This is a genomic window from Actinotignum sp. UMB0459, from assembly GCF_051905915.1.
Taxonomy (GTDB): domain Bacteria; phylum Actinomycetota; class Actinomycetes; order Actinomycetales; family Actinomycetaceae; genus Actinotignum; species Actinotignum sanguinis.
This window is the reverse complement of record NZ_JBQAIK010000020.1, coordinates 1-15635: the sequence shown is the minus strand read 5'-3', so window position 1 is coordinate 15635 and position 15635 is coordinate 1. Positions and strand designations below refer to the sequence as shown.

Below are 15635 nucleotides of genomic sequence, written 5' to 3'. Positions count from 1 at the left end.
AGGGATGAGCCAATGCCAGCCGCACCGGACAGCATAATCGCGGCCACGACAGTTCCACTCTCATTGCATAGTACAAGCAGACTTAGTAGATAGAGAATAGCCGACACGGAAGCCAGCCCCAATATCCCCCACTTGATGCCATCTACATACGACCGTTTCATCGCAACAACCTCAATCAGGCTAACACTGGGTCCCCACGGCCCACCAGAATAACCCGTAGCCAAAACCGGCAGCTAAACCCCTAGGACTTTTCCACAACCTATAATGGCGGGTTTTCACGAATGATTTTCGTGGAAACCCGCCATTTTCTATTCGACATCAGTGAGAAGTTCTCACTTCTACTAAAGCCGTCTAACGATCAGGCCACTGCCCTGGCGGCCTAGCATCACCTAGTTAATGCGGGTGCCATCCCCGGCATGGAAGACATGAATAGCATCCAGATTCGGGGTGGCGTACACGGTGTCACCCACCGCGGGGGCCTTGAAGGGTGGGATACGCACAACAACCTGGGAGGAGCCATCGCCCGATCCGAAGCCGGACTTCTCCACCCCGGCGATCTCACCGTAGACGTAGTTATCCGACCCCAGGTTCTCCACCATATCCACCACGATCGGCACCGAGCTTTCCCCGGGCTCACGCGTCAGCTCCGTGAAGGACTCGGGGCGCACGCCCAGGATTACCTTCCCCTTATCATCCGGGGTGATCGCGTCGATCACCGCGCGGGGGAGGCGGATGCGCGCTTGGCCGAGAACTGCGGCGTCGCCCTCAATATTAAAGGTGCCGAGGTTCATGGCCGGCGAGCCAATGAAGCCCGCCACGAAAGCGTTTTGCGGCCGGTTGTACAGCTCATCCGGGCTGCCCACCTGCTGCAAGACCCCGAAGTTCAGGACGGCGATGCGGTCGCCCATGGTCAGCGCTTCGGTTTGGTCGTGAGTGACGTACACCGTGGTGGTGCCCAGCCGGCGCTGCAAGGTAGCGATCTGGGTACGAGTTTGCACGCGGAGCTTCGCGTCCAGATTGGAGAGCGGTTCGTCCATGAGGAAGACCTGCGGGTTCCGCACAATCGCGCGGCCCATCGCCACGCGCTGGCGCTGCCCACCGGAAAGCGCCTTCGGCTTGCGATCCAGGTACTCGGTCAAGTCAAGAATCTGGGCGGCTTCCTTGACGCGCTTATCAATTTCTTCCTTCGGGGTGCGCGCAATCTTCAGCGCGAAGCCCATATTTTCCGCCACCGACATATGCGGGTAGAGAGCGTAATTCTGGAACACCATCGCGATATCGCGGTCCTTAGGCGAAACATTGGTCACATCGCGGTCCCCAATGTAGATACGCCCGTCATTAATATCTTCCAGACCGGCCAGCATGCGCAGCGACGTTGATTTACCGCAGCCGGACGGGCCAACAAGAACAAGGAATTCCCCGTCAGCAATTTCGAGGTTGAGTTGATTTACCGCCGGGGTATCCGACCCCGGGTAGATACGCGATGCGTTCTCAAATGTAACAGATGCCATTACTGGTCCCTTCACCGGCAGGTACGTGCCGGACGATCCGAGTGAAGAGTGCCGTGATGGGCACCCGAAGTTCCAGCAGATACGGTGCGGACGAAGCCGTTAACAGGCCGCGATGCCCCCGCGCCCGGAATGCCCGGGCCCATATACAAATGCTGTGACTTCAGAGTGTCCACTCTGACACAGTCGCCCTGTGCGACATACTCAATTTTGCCAGGAGCCAGCGCGGATTTCCAGCTCTGCTGCCATTTTTTGCGCAAAGCTTCCAGGATTTTCCCGGGTTCGGCCTTAGCTGGTATCTCCAGCGTCACCCCGCTGCGGCTGCAGGGAATGCACCCCCGCGGGTAGCGGAATAGCCAGAATGAGATCGCGTAGATACTGCCCAATGGGAGTCACCGGCACCGCGGTATTCGCCACCACGGCGACCTCCCGCCCGTAATCTCCCGCAATGGGAATAGCGCGCAGCCCCTCGTGATCACAACTCCGGAAAGCCAACAGATTAATAACCGGGGTGAGGAGCCCGGCCTTGCACATATTAAGGAGAGTCTGCGGCTGTTCGGTACGGAATTCCGCGATGCGCGGCTCCAGCTGCCACACATCAAAAGCAACGCGCATTTCCGGATCGATAGTCAGGCCCGGCGCCCCGGTCAATCCCAGAGTGATCTCCGCAAGATCGCCGGGGTTCACAACCTCAACACCCTGAAAATCCGGCGAATTCTGACGAACCACCGCAACATAGGGCTCCCACCACAACCGCTGCGACTCCGGGATAGAGGGAAGGGAGCTAAATTGCGAAACGATGGCGAGCTGCGTGCTTCCAGAGGTCACCTTGTCCAATAATTCCGCGGACGTACGCTCCAGCAAATTAACCGAGATACCGGGTTCTTCCAATTGCAATTGCGCCAGCAAACCGGGGCAGAGCACCGCCGACACCGAGGGAATCACCCCCAGGGTCACCGAGCCAACCAGGCGCCCCGATTCGGTATGGAGTTCCTCCACCGCATCGCGCAATTTCACCAGGATTTCTTCGGCCCGCGGCAGGAAAGTTTCCCCTTTTGCAGTGAGAGTACAGGGCACGTGGCTACGATCCACCAGGGTATGGCCCGTTGCGCGCTCCAAATTCGCAACGTGGAGCGAGACCCGCGACTGACTGCTGTGGAGCAAACGAGCCGCCCGCGAAAAAGACGATAATTTCGCAACAGCAACGAAAGACTCCAACCATTCAAGTCGGTCGATGCGCATAAAACCCTCCACGACTGTGTGGCACCAACGCGGTCTCCGACAATGTACATGCCTTTCAACAAGTTCCCCGCGCGGCGAGTCGGCTCCCCCGGGGGCGCGCGGGGGCGCGCCACCGGGGCGGCGTCGTCGTTCCACCGCACCCGCACCCACCCCGATACCCGCACTTTTCCGCGATATGCAGCGGCTGCAGCCCCGCGTCGCAGTACCACCGAAGCCACCGCCCGCACCTCGATGACACCCCACCCGCGTATCACTATTCGAAAACCGCATATGACATATCGAAATATCGCCGCCTCTCGCGCGTGATTTCGGCGTATTCCGGCCCGCATACTGAAGCCAACGGAGCTCGCTTACCCCGCCTGGCTTAGCCCGACGGAAAGCAGCTTCTTATCAGTTAACACAACGAAGTGAAAGATGTGGAAGGCACCCGTCATGTCCAAACAACACCCGCCGGGAACAGTAACCGCCCCGGTGCCCACGCGCTCAACCTCCGACCTCGTCAAAGCCGCGGTCTCCGGTTGGCTCGGAACAGCTCTCGAATTCATGGACTTCCAGCTGTACTCCCTGGCCGCCGCGCTCGTCTTTAAAGACATTTTCTTCCCCGCCGGCCACCAGTCCATGGCCATCCTCGGGGCCATGGCCATTTACGGCGTGGGCTACGTAGCCCGCCCGCTCGGCGCCTGGTACTTCGGACGACTCGGTGATCGCATCGGCCGTACCAAAGTCCTCTTTATCACCATCGCCATGATGGGCGTGGCCACCACCCTCATTGGATTCCTCCCCACCTACCAGGTTGTGGGCATTTGGGCACCGATCATGCTGGTGATCCTGCGGCTCATCCAAGGCTTCGGAGCCGGCGCGGAAATCGCCGGTGCCTCCGTGATGCTGGCCGAATACGCCCCGCGGGAACGCCGCGGCATTATTTCCTCGCTGGTTGCCCTCGGCACCAATACCGGCACCCTGGGCGCCGGCGCGATCTGGGCGATCATGCTCGCCACCATGGGCACGGATACCGTGGTCGCGTGGGGCTGGCGTATCCCCTTCATCGCCTCGGTTGTGCTCATGGGCCTGGCCGTATTTATCCGGCTTCACCTCAAGGAATCGCCCGTTTTCGAGGCTGCAACCAGCGGAGAAATTTTGGACGACGCCGCACTCGTGGCCACCTACGACCAGCCGCTCCCTTCGCGCGCCGAACGCAAGCAAGCCGCCACTGCCGCCGCGGCCGAAGCCCGCGCAGCCGCAGCCGCCCAGCGTGAAGCAGCCGTGGATGAACTGGCCAAGACCCCGAAGTCTTTCAAAGCCTTCATGGCGGCCTTCGCCCTGCGCTTCGGCCAGTCCGGCAACTCCGGCATGGTGCAGACCTACCTCATCACGTTCCTGACCGCCCAGATTCTGGTGGCCAAGGATGTGGCCTCCGCCGTGGTGGTGTACTCCTCGCTGGCCGGATTCATCACCGTGCCGATTATCGGTTGGATCGGTGATCGCATCGGCCGCGAGCGCACCTACCGCCTGGTCACCGGCCTCGGAATCCTCCTTATCATTCCGTGCTTCTTGCTCATGGTCTCCCCGCAGTTCCTCGGCGAACTCAATGCTCCGGAACTGGTGGACGGGCAGATGGTGGACCATTACGGAACCCCCACCATGCTCTTCTTCATCGGGTACATCGTGCTGCACAACATCACCGTGCTGGCCATGTTCTCCCTGGAAAACATCACCATGGCGGAATGCTTCGGCTCCGCCCACCGCTACGAGCAACTGGCACTTGCCAAGGAAATCCCGAATATGGTCACCGCCGGTTTCGGCCCGCTCATTGCCGCCGGCCTGGTGCAACTCTTCGGCGGCTCCTGGATTGCCTGCGCAATTCTCATGTTTGTTTACACCGGAGTCACCCATATCACCGCGTGGCTCATGCCCGAAATCACCGGGCGCGACCTCACCATCAAGGAGGATGCATTCTAATGAAAGCTGTACAAGTTCGTACGGATACCCCCAAGCAGATTCACATCACTGACGTTCCCGATCCGGTTGCCGGCGCTGGCGAAGTACGGGTGCGCATGGAATGGGGCGGCATTTGCGGCTCTGATCTGTCCTACTGGAAGAACGGCGCCTCCGGGACTGCGATTATGCGCGAGCCTCTGATCCTTGGCCACGAAGTTGCCGGGGTTGTGGACCAGGTAGGCGAGGGCGTTGCCGGCGTTGAGGCCGGCCAGCGAGTGGCAATCTACCCGCCGACCCTGGTGGGTGAGCATGATATTCCGGAAAGCACCCGTGGCAAAGATAATCTCTGGCCGGAAGTCCGCTACTTTGGCTCCGCCGCTTTCTTCCCGCACGAGCAGGGCGGTTTTTCCACCTACCGGGTGGTGCGCCCCGATCAGCTGCGTATCTTGCCGGAGAACGTTTCGACCAAGGAAGGCGCCGTCGCCGAACCGCTCGCGGTAGCGATGCATGCCGTGAGCTTAGCCGGAGATCTTTCCGGCAAGCGCGTGCTCGTGAATGGGGTGGGCCCGATTGGGGCACTGGCCGTGGCCGCCGTGAAATTCGCCGGCGCGCGTGAGGTCATCGCCTCCGACGTCGCCGCGGAATCCCTGCGCGTTGCCAGCGCGATGGGCGCCACCAGCACCGTCAACCGCGCCACCGGCGAAACCCTCCCCGCCGACGTGGACGTTACCATCGAAGCCTCCGGTGCCGCCGTTGCTATCGGCGATTGCCTCATGGCGACCGTTCGCGGGGGCACCATGGTTCAGGTGGGCAACCTGCCCGCCGGTGAAGTTTCCGTGGTGCTTGGGCAGCTAGTTACTCGCGAAATCACTTACAAGGGTTCGTATCGTTTCAATCCGGAGTCCATGGACGCCGCGATTGACGCGATGGCGCGCGGACTAGACGTTTCGCCCGTGCTCACGCACGAATTTAAGATCGACGACGCCGCGGCTGCTTTCGCTACCGCGGATGACCGGTCCACGGGGTCTTCCAAGGTCATGCTCCAGCTCAGCTAAGCGGAGCCAGCCGGTGCGACCTCGCCGCGCGGCACCCAAGTGCTCTCAAGATGGCAAAGGGGCACGGACTGTATTGTCCGTGCCCCTTTTCCGTGCCTTTCCGAGATCTGCTTACGTGCCCCTTTCTGCACCCTCTGCCCGTCCACGAAATGCAACTCCCTGACAGCAGACCCCACAGGATGCAACCCCACGACAGCAAACCCCACAGGATGCAACCCCACGACAGCAAAACAATTTCTTAATGTAGTTGGTGTTGCATTTTGATTCCGGGTGGTGCGCTGGCGGCTCGCATAACTCCCATGGACCTCACGGGCCTCACGGGCCTCACGGGCTTCAATAATCATACGAGTCCCTGCCGGGGCACTAGGTGTTTTCAGAGCTGTACTGCATCTGTCATACATGCGAAGTACACCCCGGAAAAAGTCACCCTCTCTCCCCCACACCGGCGCGGTGGGCCTGCGCGAAGGGGCCGCGCGGAGGACCCGCGCGGAGTGTAGGTGCAGAGGACCGGTGCAAAGGACCAGTGCAGCACCTCCACGGCAGTGGAAAGAACAAAGTGGTACTCCACGACCGAAAACCGGGCGTTGGTTGTAGCTCCAGTACCACTTTGTTTCTAGGCTCCAGCGAGCAAAGAAAGCGGGGCGCGGGCCTGAGCCCGCGCCCCGTGGAGAGGGGCAGGATCGACACGCCCGATCCTGCCCGAGGGAGGCAGTGAACGCTTCCCGGCTTGTGGTACTGCCGTGCCCGCGAAGAGTTTCCGGAGAAACCCAATGGCTAGGAGTGGGAAATCTCCACTCCCTCGCGGACAACCGCCAGCGGGGTCATCGCCTCATTCCAGGCGACAAGATTGACCGGCTTGCCCGGGGTGAACTCCACCGTGACACCGGGAGCATCCCAGGCGCCACCGGCGTAGACAGGCCCGGCCACCGTGGCCCGCACCAACTGCGGGAGCGTCAGCTTCCCGCGCCCCGCAAAGAGGGCCACCTGATCGGCCAGCACCGAAGCACCTCCGGCCAGAGTATTGGTACCTTCCAGGTAGCAGGCGCCGTCGCGCACTTCTACCGCGAGCCCGCCCAGGGTGTATTTCCCGGGAGGCATCCCGGCCGCGGCCAAAGAATCGGTAACGAAGAAGGCACCGGGAATACCCAGCTGGCCCGCGCCAACACCGGCACCTGCGCCCGCGGAGCCCGACAAGCTTCCGGCACCGTGCGAACTTCCGGCACCGTGCGAACTTCCGGAACCGTGCGAACTTCCGAACCCGCCCGCAGCCCCGAGCTCCGGCTCATCGAGGTAGGCCACCACATCTTCGACAAGGTCGGGATGCACGTGGTAGCCGTCGGCAATCACTTCGGCGCTGATGAAACCGCGCCGCGCTGCCTGAATGTACTCGCGGATAGGCCCGGGCGCCCGGTGCGTGAAAGCCGTCATGGCATTGAAGAGGTGGGTTACCGTTTGCGCAGCTTCCTGCCCGACGGCGCCCCCGCCAGCTTCACCGCAAGCAGCCAAGGGCACGTACCCGTGCCGTCGCGCCACTTCCAGGGTGCGCGCAATTTCCGCCCGGGTGATCGCGCCATCCCCGTGGGAATGCCCCCAGGACGGCTTGCCACCGTATTCGAGCAGCAGCTCGGCGGCCCGCTGAGCGCCCTCCGCTTCCGGAGCGACGGTCATCGTCTTAATCCACCCGCGCCCGGCTTCCAGCCAGGAACGCAGCTCCGCCTCATCCACCGGGCGGATCACCTCAGGGTTTTGCGCCCCGCACTTTTCCCGCGAAATATACGGGCCCTCCAGGTGAATACCGGCCAACTCCCCGCGTTCGCAGAAAGGCACAAGGGCCTCAATCTGCGGCAGCGGATCCGCCAGCGAAACCAGGGAAGCGAACATCGCCGTGGTTCCCCCGCGCTGGTGGGTGCGGATCGCGGTAGCGATTTCCTCGTCCGCGTAGTTATCCGGGAACGCGAAACCACCGCCGCCGTGGCAGTGAATATCCACGAGGCCGGGAGTAATGACATGCGCCCGGCGCACCCGCGGGTTATCCGCGCCCAGCCCGAAAGCCTCCGCGGCCCGAGCTTCGATTCCGCGCGAGTCCCGCTCCGCAGCCAGCCCCGCGGTTACCGCGGCGGCCTCCTCAGCGGTGAGAACCCGGGCCAGCGTACCGGCGTCGTCGGTCTCAATACCGTACCCAACCTCGCGGCCGTACCCGTTGAGAACGCGCCCCAGATAAAACACTTAGATCATCTCCCAACGCGCGCGGTACAGGTCCGTGAGCTTGAGCTGCGCGGCCGCGGCCTCGTCCAGGAGCACGGTGACATCCGGGTGCATCTGAATAATCGTGGCGGGCCAAAAGGCGCTGATCGGGCCTTCGCACAGCTCGCGCACCGCGTCCGCCTTATTCGCACCGAAGGCGAAGAGCACCAGCTTCTTCGCCTCCATAATGGTGCCCAGACCCTGGGTGATGCAGCGGGTGGGAACGGCTGCTTCGTCGCCGTCGAAGAACCGTGCATTATCCTTAATCGTTTGCGGGGCCAGTGCCTCCACGTGGGTGCGCGACACCAGCGAACCACCCGGCTCATTGAAGCCGATATGCCCGTCCGCACCGATACCGAGGATCTGCAAGTCCACGCCGGCCGCGCCGATCTTGGCATCGTATTCGGCGGCCGCGGCCTGCGGATCCGGGTTCTGCGCGTCGGGGGTATTGAGCCCCTCTTCGGTCAGGCCGGTCTTATCCTCTCCCACCAGGTTGCGGCGCAGCACATTGCGGTAAGACTCCGGGTGCTCCGGATCCAGGCCCACGTATTCGTCCAGCGCGAAAGCCTTGGCGCCAGAAAGGTCAAATTCGCCGGCCGCGTGTGCTTCGCGCAGCGCCGCGTAGAGGAGATCCGGCGTGGAACCGGTGGCCACCCCGAGAGTCGCGCTCGCGTTGTGCGCGAAAAGATCCTGGATAATGCGTGCGCCCTCGCGGGAGGCTTCGTCCGCGGTGGCGAAAATTCCGATATGCATGAGTTCGTCCTTTCCCGGGCGCGTTTCACATGAAACGCGGCAGTGGTCAGTGCTTGCGGAAACCCGCGCTTCGGTTACGCGCGGGAACCCGCTGTTAGTTTGTGTTTTCGACGGCGTCGCGGAACCACGTGGTGATCGTGGTCGGGTGCGTAATAGCAGTTCCGACGACGGCCGCCCAGGCACCGGCTTCCATAACAGCGCGTGCCTGCTCCGGAGTGTGGATACGCCCTTCGCAAACCACCGGGATCTCCGGGAATTCTGCGACCATCTGGGCAAGCAGTTCAATATCCGGGCCGTCGGTCTTCGGGCGGTCCCCGGAGTAGCCCGCCAGGGTGGTTCCGAGGATGTGGCAGCCGGCCTTCGCCGCGGCCCGGGCATCATCAATCGAGCCGCAGTCCGCCATGACAAGGGCGCCGTCGTCGAGAAGAGCAGCCACGGTTTCCGCGAAGCTCAAACCATCCGGACGCGGGCGGGACGTGGCATCGAGCGCCACAATATCGGCGCCGGCGCTGATGCAGGCGCGGGCGTGACGCAGGGTCGGAGTGATGAAAACGCCTTCGTGGCCCTCTTTCCACAGGCCGATGACAGGCACTTCCACCTGGCCTTTAATCGCGGAAATATCCGCCAGGCCCTGGCAGCGAATCGCCGCCGCTCCCCCGCGCTCGGCGGCGAGGGCCATCTGCGCCATCGTTTCGGGGTGGCGTAGCGGTTCGCCCACGTACGCCTGGCAGGACACGACAAGGTGCCCGCGGAGAGATTCGATCATCGGATGCACGGTAACTCCTAAGTTATAACGAGAAATGCAGAGTTGTAGTTATGCGGTGCCGCGGCGCGGGCCGGATTGGCTAACGGTACGCGCCGGTGTGCCAGCGCGCCCAGTGCGCGAATTGATGCGCGAATTGATGCGCGAATTGATGCGCGAACCGGCGCTAAACCTCGGTGTGCAGGAAATGGACAGCCGCGCCGATCAGCGGGGCCTGCGATCCCAGGCTACCCTCCACAATCGGGGTGGCAACGGTGCCCACCATGGCATCGCGCCGGTAGCCTTCCCGCAGCGCGTCCATCCAGAACTCACCCACGTGAATGAGCGAGCCGGACAGGATAATAACGTCCGGGTCGAAGGAATTGGCCAGCCCGCCCAGGGTCTGCCCGAGCGCGAAAGCACCGTCGGTGAATACCTCGCGCGCGAACATATCGCCCGCGTCCACGAGGGCTTTCAGTTCTCGGCCTCCCCGCACGACGACGGGGCGCTGCGCGCCCGGGGCCCGCACGTAGGCACTTTCGGGAACATCGGCAATCCCGGTGAGGGAAGCCGCTGCCGCGGCGGCGTAACTCGCCCCCTCCACGTGCGCTTCGGCCTGGCGTTTGGCATAGAGGCGGGCCGCCCCGCTCCCCGAGGCCACCGATTCCACGTGGCCGTCGCGCCCGCAGGAGCACACCAGTCCGGCGGCGTAGGGATGGTGAATATGGCCGAAGTGGCCGGCCACCCCGTGCGAACCGAAAAGGATACGCCCGTCAATAACGGCCGCGCCACCCAGCCCGGTTCCCACAGCGATAACGAGGGCGGTATGCGCGCCGGCACCCGCCCCGTAGGTTGCTTCCCCGAGGGCGTGGCCGTGCACGTCATTGAGGACGCGCACCGGCAGGCCGCAGCGTTCGGCAAGATGCGGGCCGAGGGGCTGACCGCCCCAACCGGGCATGGTGTCCGTGGCGGAGGTAATGCACCCGGTCTCCACGTCCACCACCCCGGCGCTGGCAATGGCGATTCCGCGCACCGGCGTTCCGGCGGCGCTGGCTGCCGCGATCTGGCGTTCCGCGAAATCCGCGATATCCGCCAGTACGCGAGCCCCACCGCGCCGCGCTTCGGTTGGAATACTGGCCTCGAGGGAGATGCGCGGGGCATCACCGCCCGGGGCGGTGGCCGCAAAGGTCACCACCGCCCCCGCGATTTTGGTTCCCCCGATATCCAGCCCGAGCAGCGAGAACTCGGAGCCGGGCTGGAACGGTGCTACCTTCATGAGTGCTCCTTAGAGCAGCCCGCAGCTGGCGAGCACGCCGCGAATAGCTTCGACGTTCTCACCTTCGAGGGCCTTGACGGGCCGCGGCATCTGGTTGGAGGCGATAACCCCCAGTTCCTTCATGGCCGCCTTGAAGGCGCCCACGCCAGCCGCGAAGCCCTGCACACCCTTGGTCACCATGACGATGCGCATGAGGTGGGCGAGCTCGTTCTGCAATTCAGCAACGCGCTTCCAATCCCCGGCCTGCGCGGCATCCCACTGCTCCACGTAGGGACGCGGTGCCACATTGGCCAGGCCCGGAACGGATCCGTCCGCCCCGCCCATGTAGGCGCCATCCACAACCACTTCGTGACCCGTGAGGATATTGAGCGGGTTACCGGCGGCCTTGTTCTCCTCCAGCAGGAAGCGGAAGTTAACGTCGTCGCCAGAAGAATCCTTGACGCCGGTCAGCACGCCTTCGCGCCCCAACCGCATCAGCAGATCAATGGAGAGCTTCTTGTGCACGCACACCGGGATGTCGTAGGCGAAAAGCGGCAGGTCCACGGCGTCGCGGATGTAACGGAAGTTCGCTTCGATTTCCGCTTCCCCGCCCAGCGCGTAGAAGGGCGCGGTTGCGACGATGCCGTCCACCCCGATGGCCTGGGCATCGCGCGCGTGTTCGATCATGCGCTCGGTTTGCATATCGATAATGCCGGCGAGCACCGGGACACGCCCGTTAGCAACTTCCACCGCGGTTTCGAGGATTTCACGACGCCGCGCATCGGTGCTGAACACCACTTCGGAGGTGGAGCCGAGCACGAACAGGCCGTGCACTCCGGCGTCGAGCATCCGGTTGAGCGAACGCGCGAAGGATTCCTTATCGAGTTCGCGTTCTTCGGTCAGCGGCGTGACTGTCGGGGGAATAACGCCGCGGAAACGAGGATCTGACATGGGACTATGCCTCCAATTTCGGGTGAAGCAGCGAGGGCGCCGCTGCCAATAGGGTTCTCGTGTAGTCATTTTGCGGATTGTGGAGCACGTCCTTGGCGTCTCCCCATTCCACGATCTCTCCGTGATTCATCACCGCGATCTTGTCCGATACGTAGCGCACCGTCTGAATATCGTGGGTGATGAAAACCATCGCCAGCCCCAGATCCCGCTTGAGATCAGTGAGCAGGTTGAGGATCTGGGCGCGCACGGACACGTCCAAGGCCGAGGTGGGTTCGTCCGCGATAATCGCGTCGGGGCCCACAGCCAGCGCACGGGCAATGGCCACGCGCTGACGCTGTCCACCGGAGAGCTGCCCGGGCAGCGCATCGAGCGCCGATTGGGGCAGACCCACCATGCCGATGAGGTCTTCCACGCGACCGTAGCGCTCCTCGCGGGTGCCGATCTTGTGGACCGTCATCGGGTCGAGGAGCTGGTCACGCACGGTCATACGCGAGTTGAGCGCCGTGGCCGGATCCTGGAACACCACCGAGACCACGCGGCCGATGTGGCGGCGCTGGGCAGCGGTACGTTTCGTGACTTCTTCGCCCTTGAAAAATACCTGGCCGCCGGTGGGGGACTGGAGTCCGCACATCACGTTCGCCGTCGTCGACTTACCGGAACCGGATTCGCCAACAAGACCGATGGTCTGGCCGGGCATCAGGGAAAGGTTGACGCCGCGCACGGCGCGCACCTTATTCGGATTGAAGATGGAACCGGTACGGGTGCGGAAGGTGACGTCCACGTCGCGCAACTCGATAATCGGCACATCGGAAAGGGTAGGCCGGTCCGCGACGGACGCGCCGGCAGCGTGACGAGCTTCGGTATCCAGAGTAGTCATGATCTTTCCTCCTTCGTCACTTCTGGGCATCCGGGCCGGCTACGCCAGCGGCATCACCAGCAGCGTGATCTGCGGGGCCGGTAGCGGATTCGGGGGCGCTGGCAGCGCGCAGCGATTCCTTGGGCACCAGGTTGGTGGTGGCCGGATCCGGAGCATCGGGCTGGGCGGCGTAGAAGTGCCACGTCTCGCCCACACGTTTCATAATCGGGCGGGTATCGAGGCCCACCGTCGGGTGCGAGGACCGCGGGGCGAAACGATCGCCCTTGGGGAAGTCGCGCGGCGAGGGAACCGTGCCGGGCACCTGGTGGAGCCGGCCGGCGCCCGCTTCGATAGACAGCACGGAACCGAGCAGACCGCGGGTGTATTCGTGGTGCGGGTCGGTGAGCAGTTCCTTAGTGGATGCCTGCTCCACAACCTGACCGGCGTACATAACGGTGATCGAGTGGGCCACTTCGGCAACGAGTGCCAGATCGTGGGACACGAAGACCATCGCGAAGCCGAGTTCCTTGCGCAGGCGGTTGAGAAGCTCGACCACCTGGGCCTGCACCGTCACGTCAAGCGCGGTGGTCGGTTCGTCCGCGATCACCAGCTTCGGGTCGCGGGTGAGCGCCATGGCGATAAGCACGCGCTGGCGCTGGCCACCGGAAAGTTCGTGCGGGTAGGACTCCAGGGTCCGCTTGGGATCCAGGTCCACCAACTCGAGAAGCTCTTCGGCGGTGCGGGTGCCCCCGCGGCTGGTCAGCTGCTTCATCTGTGCCTTGATGAGCATGGAGGGGTTGAGGGAGGACAGGGCGTCCTGGTAGATCATCGCGATCTCATGCCCGCGCAGCTCATTGTGCTGCTTGGGGGTGAGTTCGAGGAGGTTCTGCCCGTTGAACATAATCTCACCGCTAATATCGGCGGACTTATCGAGCAGACCCATGATCGCCAGGGAGGTAATGGACTTACCGCATCCGGATTCACCCACGAGGCCCATGGTTTCACCGGCGCGCACGTTGAAGGACACGTGGTCCACCACGTTGACATCGCCGTGGCGCGGGAACTTGATGCACAGGTCGCGCACTTCGATAACCGGAGCCTCCTGCGAGGTGGGTTCGAAGCGGTCGGTGCGGCGTTCTTCTGCTTGGCGCAGTTCCTCCAGGCGCTGGACCAGCGCATCATGCTGGGCGGCGTAAGCGGCCACCGGATCCACGAGGAGGCGATCCTCTTCGCGCTTGGCATTGACATCCACGTTATCGGGAACGGCCGCGGCCTTCGGGGCCGCCACCATGGCGTCGGTCAGACCTTCGGAGAGGATATTGAGGCAGAGCACCGTGATCATAATGGCCAGGCCCGGGAAGAGCGCCTGCCACCACCGGCCCAGGAGCACGCCGCCGCGAGCGTCGGCGAGGATATTACCCCAGGTAGGAGTGGGTTCAGCAATACCGGCCTGGATGAAGGACAGCGAGGCTTCGAAAACAATCGCATCGGCCACGAGCACGGTGGTGAACACCATGACCGGGGCGATACAGTTGCGCGCCACGTGCTTGATAAGAATCCACGGGGCCCGCGCGCCGGAAACGATAACCGCGCGCACGTAGTCTTCACCGTATTCGCTCATCACATTCGCGCGCACCACGCGGGTGATCTGCGGAATGTAGAGGAAGCCGATCGCCATGATGATGACGGGCAGAGTATTGCCGAACACGGAGACGAACACCGCGGCGAGCGCGATGCCGGGGAAGGACATGATGATGTCCATGCAGCGCATGATCACTTCGGAGATCCACTTGCGGGAGACCGCGGCCAGCGCACCGAAGATCGCACCGAAGAAGAGCGCGAAGGCGGTGGCGGCGAAGCCGATAACCAGCGAGTAGCGGGCACCGTAGATCATGCGGGAGAGAATGTCACGGCCCTTTTCGTCAGTACCGAAGAGGAAATCACCGTTGGGTGCCTGACGGGCAACTTCAATTGCCTGCGGGTCGTGCGGGGAAATAAGGGGTGCGAAGATTGCCGCGAGGGCGATGAGCACCAGAACGACGACGCACAGCTGGGCGCCGCGAGTCATATTGCGGAAACGCTTGAACCGGACACCGGGGCGTTCCATCTTTTCCGTGAGTTTACGCCTCATGATTTACACCTCCCGGATACGCGGGTTGATGAGCACGTAAAGCATGTCAACCACAATATTGACGACGATGAAGGCCAAGGCCACCACAAGAACCACGCCCTGCACCAGGAGGGGGTAGTTCTGCTGGACGCCTTCGAGGATGGCCATACCCATGCCGCGCAGGTTGAAGATAACTTCAATAACCACAGCGCCACCCATGAGGTAGCCGATACGCAGACCGAGCACGGTTACCGGGGAAATAAGAGCGTTACGCAGCACGTTGCGGGAGACCACCACGCGCTTGGGAATACCAGCACCGATAGCGGTACGCACGTAGTCCTTATCGAGTTCCTCCACCATCGAGGTACGAATAACACGGGTGAGGGAACCGGCCACCGGGACACCCAGGGCGATTGCCGGCAGCGCCATACGCGCCAGCCAACCGGCCGGGTCTTCACCGAAGGCGGGGAGTGCGCCGGATGCCGGAAGCAGAGGCATATTGACGGAGAACGCCAGGATCATGAGGACGGCCAGCCAGAAGGACGGCGTCGCGATGAAGGCGATGGAGAAGACACGGATGATCTTGTCGGGCCACTTGTCGCGGTAGAGCGCGGCGAGGACACCGAAAACGAAAGCGAGAACGACGGCGATAATAAGGCCGAGGAAGGTCAATTGCATGGTGATGGGGAAAGCCTCACCCACACGTTCGGCCACCGAAGCTTGGTTGGCGCCGTACGTGCCGAGGTCACCCTGCACGAAATTGACGAGGAAGTTCCAGAACTGAGCGAGCCAGGGGTCATTGAGTCCCATGGTGTTGCGGTATGCTTCCAGCGCTTCCTGCGATGCTCCTTCACCGAGGGCCGAGTAGGCCGGATCGATCTTAGAGAAGGACATCAGGAAGAAGACGAGGAAAGCAACGCCCAGAACCATGATCGGAAGCACCAGCAGACGGCGCCCGATGAGTCTGAGAAGGTTGTTCAC

Annotated in this window: 12 protein-coding genes; 2 read left to right on the top strand and 10 right to left on the bottom strand. The window is 62.9% G+C overall.

Translation table 11 applies throughout. From position 1 onward, the window contains the following. Positions 1-389 precede the first annotated feature (389 nt). Both ACTFPK_RS08090 and ACTFPK_RS08085 read right to left on the bottom strand, forming a co-directional pair. Positions 390-1511 carry an ABC transporter ATP-binding protein gene (locus tag ACTFPK_RS08090; protein WP_279058247.1) on the bottom strand — a complete coding sequence of 374 codons (1122 nt, stop codon included), beginning with the start codon at positions 1509-1511 and terminating at the stop codon, positions 390-392. A gap of 285 nt (positions 1512-1796) precedes the next feature. Further along, entirely contained in the window at positions 1797-2750 is a 954-nt protein-coding gene (locus ACTFPK_RS08085) for a LysR family transcriptional regulator (protein ID WP_274732989.1), read from the bottom strand. A 432-nt stretch (positions 2751-3182) separates the two neighbouring features. Between ACTFPK_RS08085 and ACTFPK_RS08080 the strand changes: the two genes are divergently transcribed. Together ACTFPK_RS08080 and ACTFPK_RS08075 are read left to right on the top strand one after the other, a co-directional pair. After that, on the top strand, positions 3183-4709 hold the full coding sequence (locus ACTFPK_RS08080; RefSeq protein WP_279058250.1) for an MFS transporter: 1527 nt from the start codon (positions 3183-3185) through the stop codon (positions 4707-4709). Beyond that, complete coding sequence (locus ACTFPK_RS08075) at positions 4709-5743, top strand: L-idonate 5-dehydrogenase (protein WP_274778404.1); 1035 nt, start codon at positions 4709-4711, stop codon at positions 5741-5743. The genes ACTFPK_RS08080 and ACTFPK_RS08075 overlap by 1 nt, the downstream gene beginning before the upstream one ends. 774 nt (positions 5744-6517) lie before the next feature. Here the strand turns inward: ACTFPK_RS08075 and ACTFPK_RS08070 are convergent. From ACTFPK_RS08070 to ACTFPK_RS08035, 8 genes are all read right to left on the bottom strand, one after another. Beyond that, entirely contained in the window at positions 6518-7969 is a 1452-nt protein-coding gene (locus ACTFPK_RS08070) for an N-acetylglucosamine-6-phosphate deacetylase (RefSeq protein WP_279058252.1), read from the bottom strand. Beyond that, positions 7970-8740 carry a glucosamine-6-phosphate deaminase gene (locus ACTFPK_RS08065; RefSeq protein WP_126135897.1) on the bottom strand — a complete coding sequence of 257 codons (771 nt, stop codon included), beginning with the start codon at positions 8738-8740 and terminating at the stop codon, positions 7970-7972. A gap of 94 nt (positions 8741-8834) precedes the next feature. Continuing rightward, positions 8835-9515: an N-acetylmannosamine-6-phosphate 2-epimerase gene (locus ACTFPK_RS08060; protein ID WP_126135896.1), complete on the bottom strand. Its 681-nt coding sequence runs from the start codon at positions 9513-9515 to the stop codon at positions 8835-8837. Positions 9516-9669: 154 nt separating this feature from the next. Next, positions 9670-10758, bottom strand: coding sequence for an ROK family protein (locus tag ACTFPK_RS08055; RefSeq protein ID WP_126135895.1), 1089 nt, complete (start codon positions 10756-10758; stop codon positions 9670-9672). Between the two features lie 9 nt (positions 10759-10767). Further along, the gene (locus tag ACTFPK_RS08050) at positions 10768-11688 is read right to left on the bottom strand and encodes a dihydrodipicolinate synthase family protein (RefSeq protein ID WP_126135894.1); all 921 of its coding nucleotides are present in this window, start codon (positions 11686-11688) and stop codon (positions 10768-10770) included. A 4-nt stretch (positions 11689-11692) separates the two neighbouring features. After that, entirely contained in the window at positions 11693-12565 is an 873-nt protein-coding gene (locus tag ACTFPK_RS08045) for an ABC transporter ATP-binding protein (protein WP_241227695.1), read from the bottom strand. A gap of 16 nt (positions 12566-12581) precedes the next feature. Continuing rightward, positions 12582-14675 (bottom strand): dipeptide/oligopeptide/nickel ABC transporter permease/ATP-binding protein, encoded by a 2094-nt coding sequence (locus ACTFPK_RS08040; protein ID WP_375713885.1) that lies wholly within the window; start codon positions 14673-14675, stop codon positions 12582-12584. A 3-nt stretch (positions 14676-14678) separates the two neighbouring features. Next, a partial coding sequence (locus ACTFPK_RS08035) for an ABC transporter permease (protein WP_439911407.1) occupies positions 14679-15635 on the bottom strand: 957 nt, incomplete at its 5' end.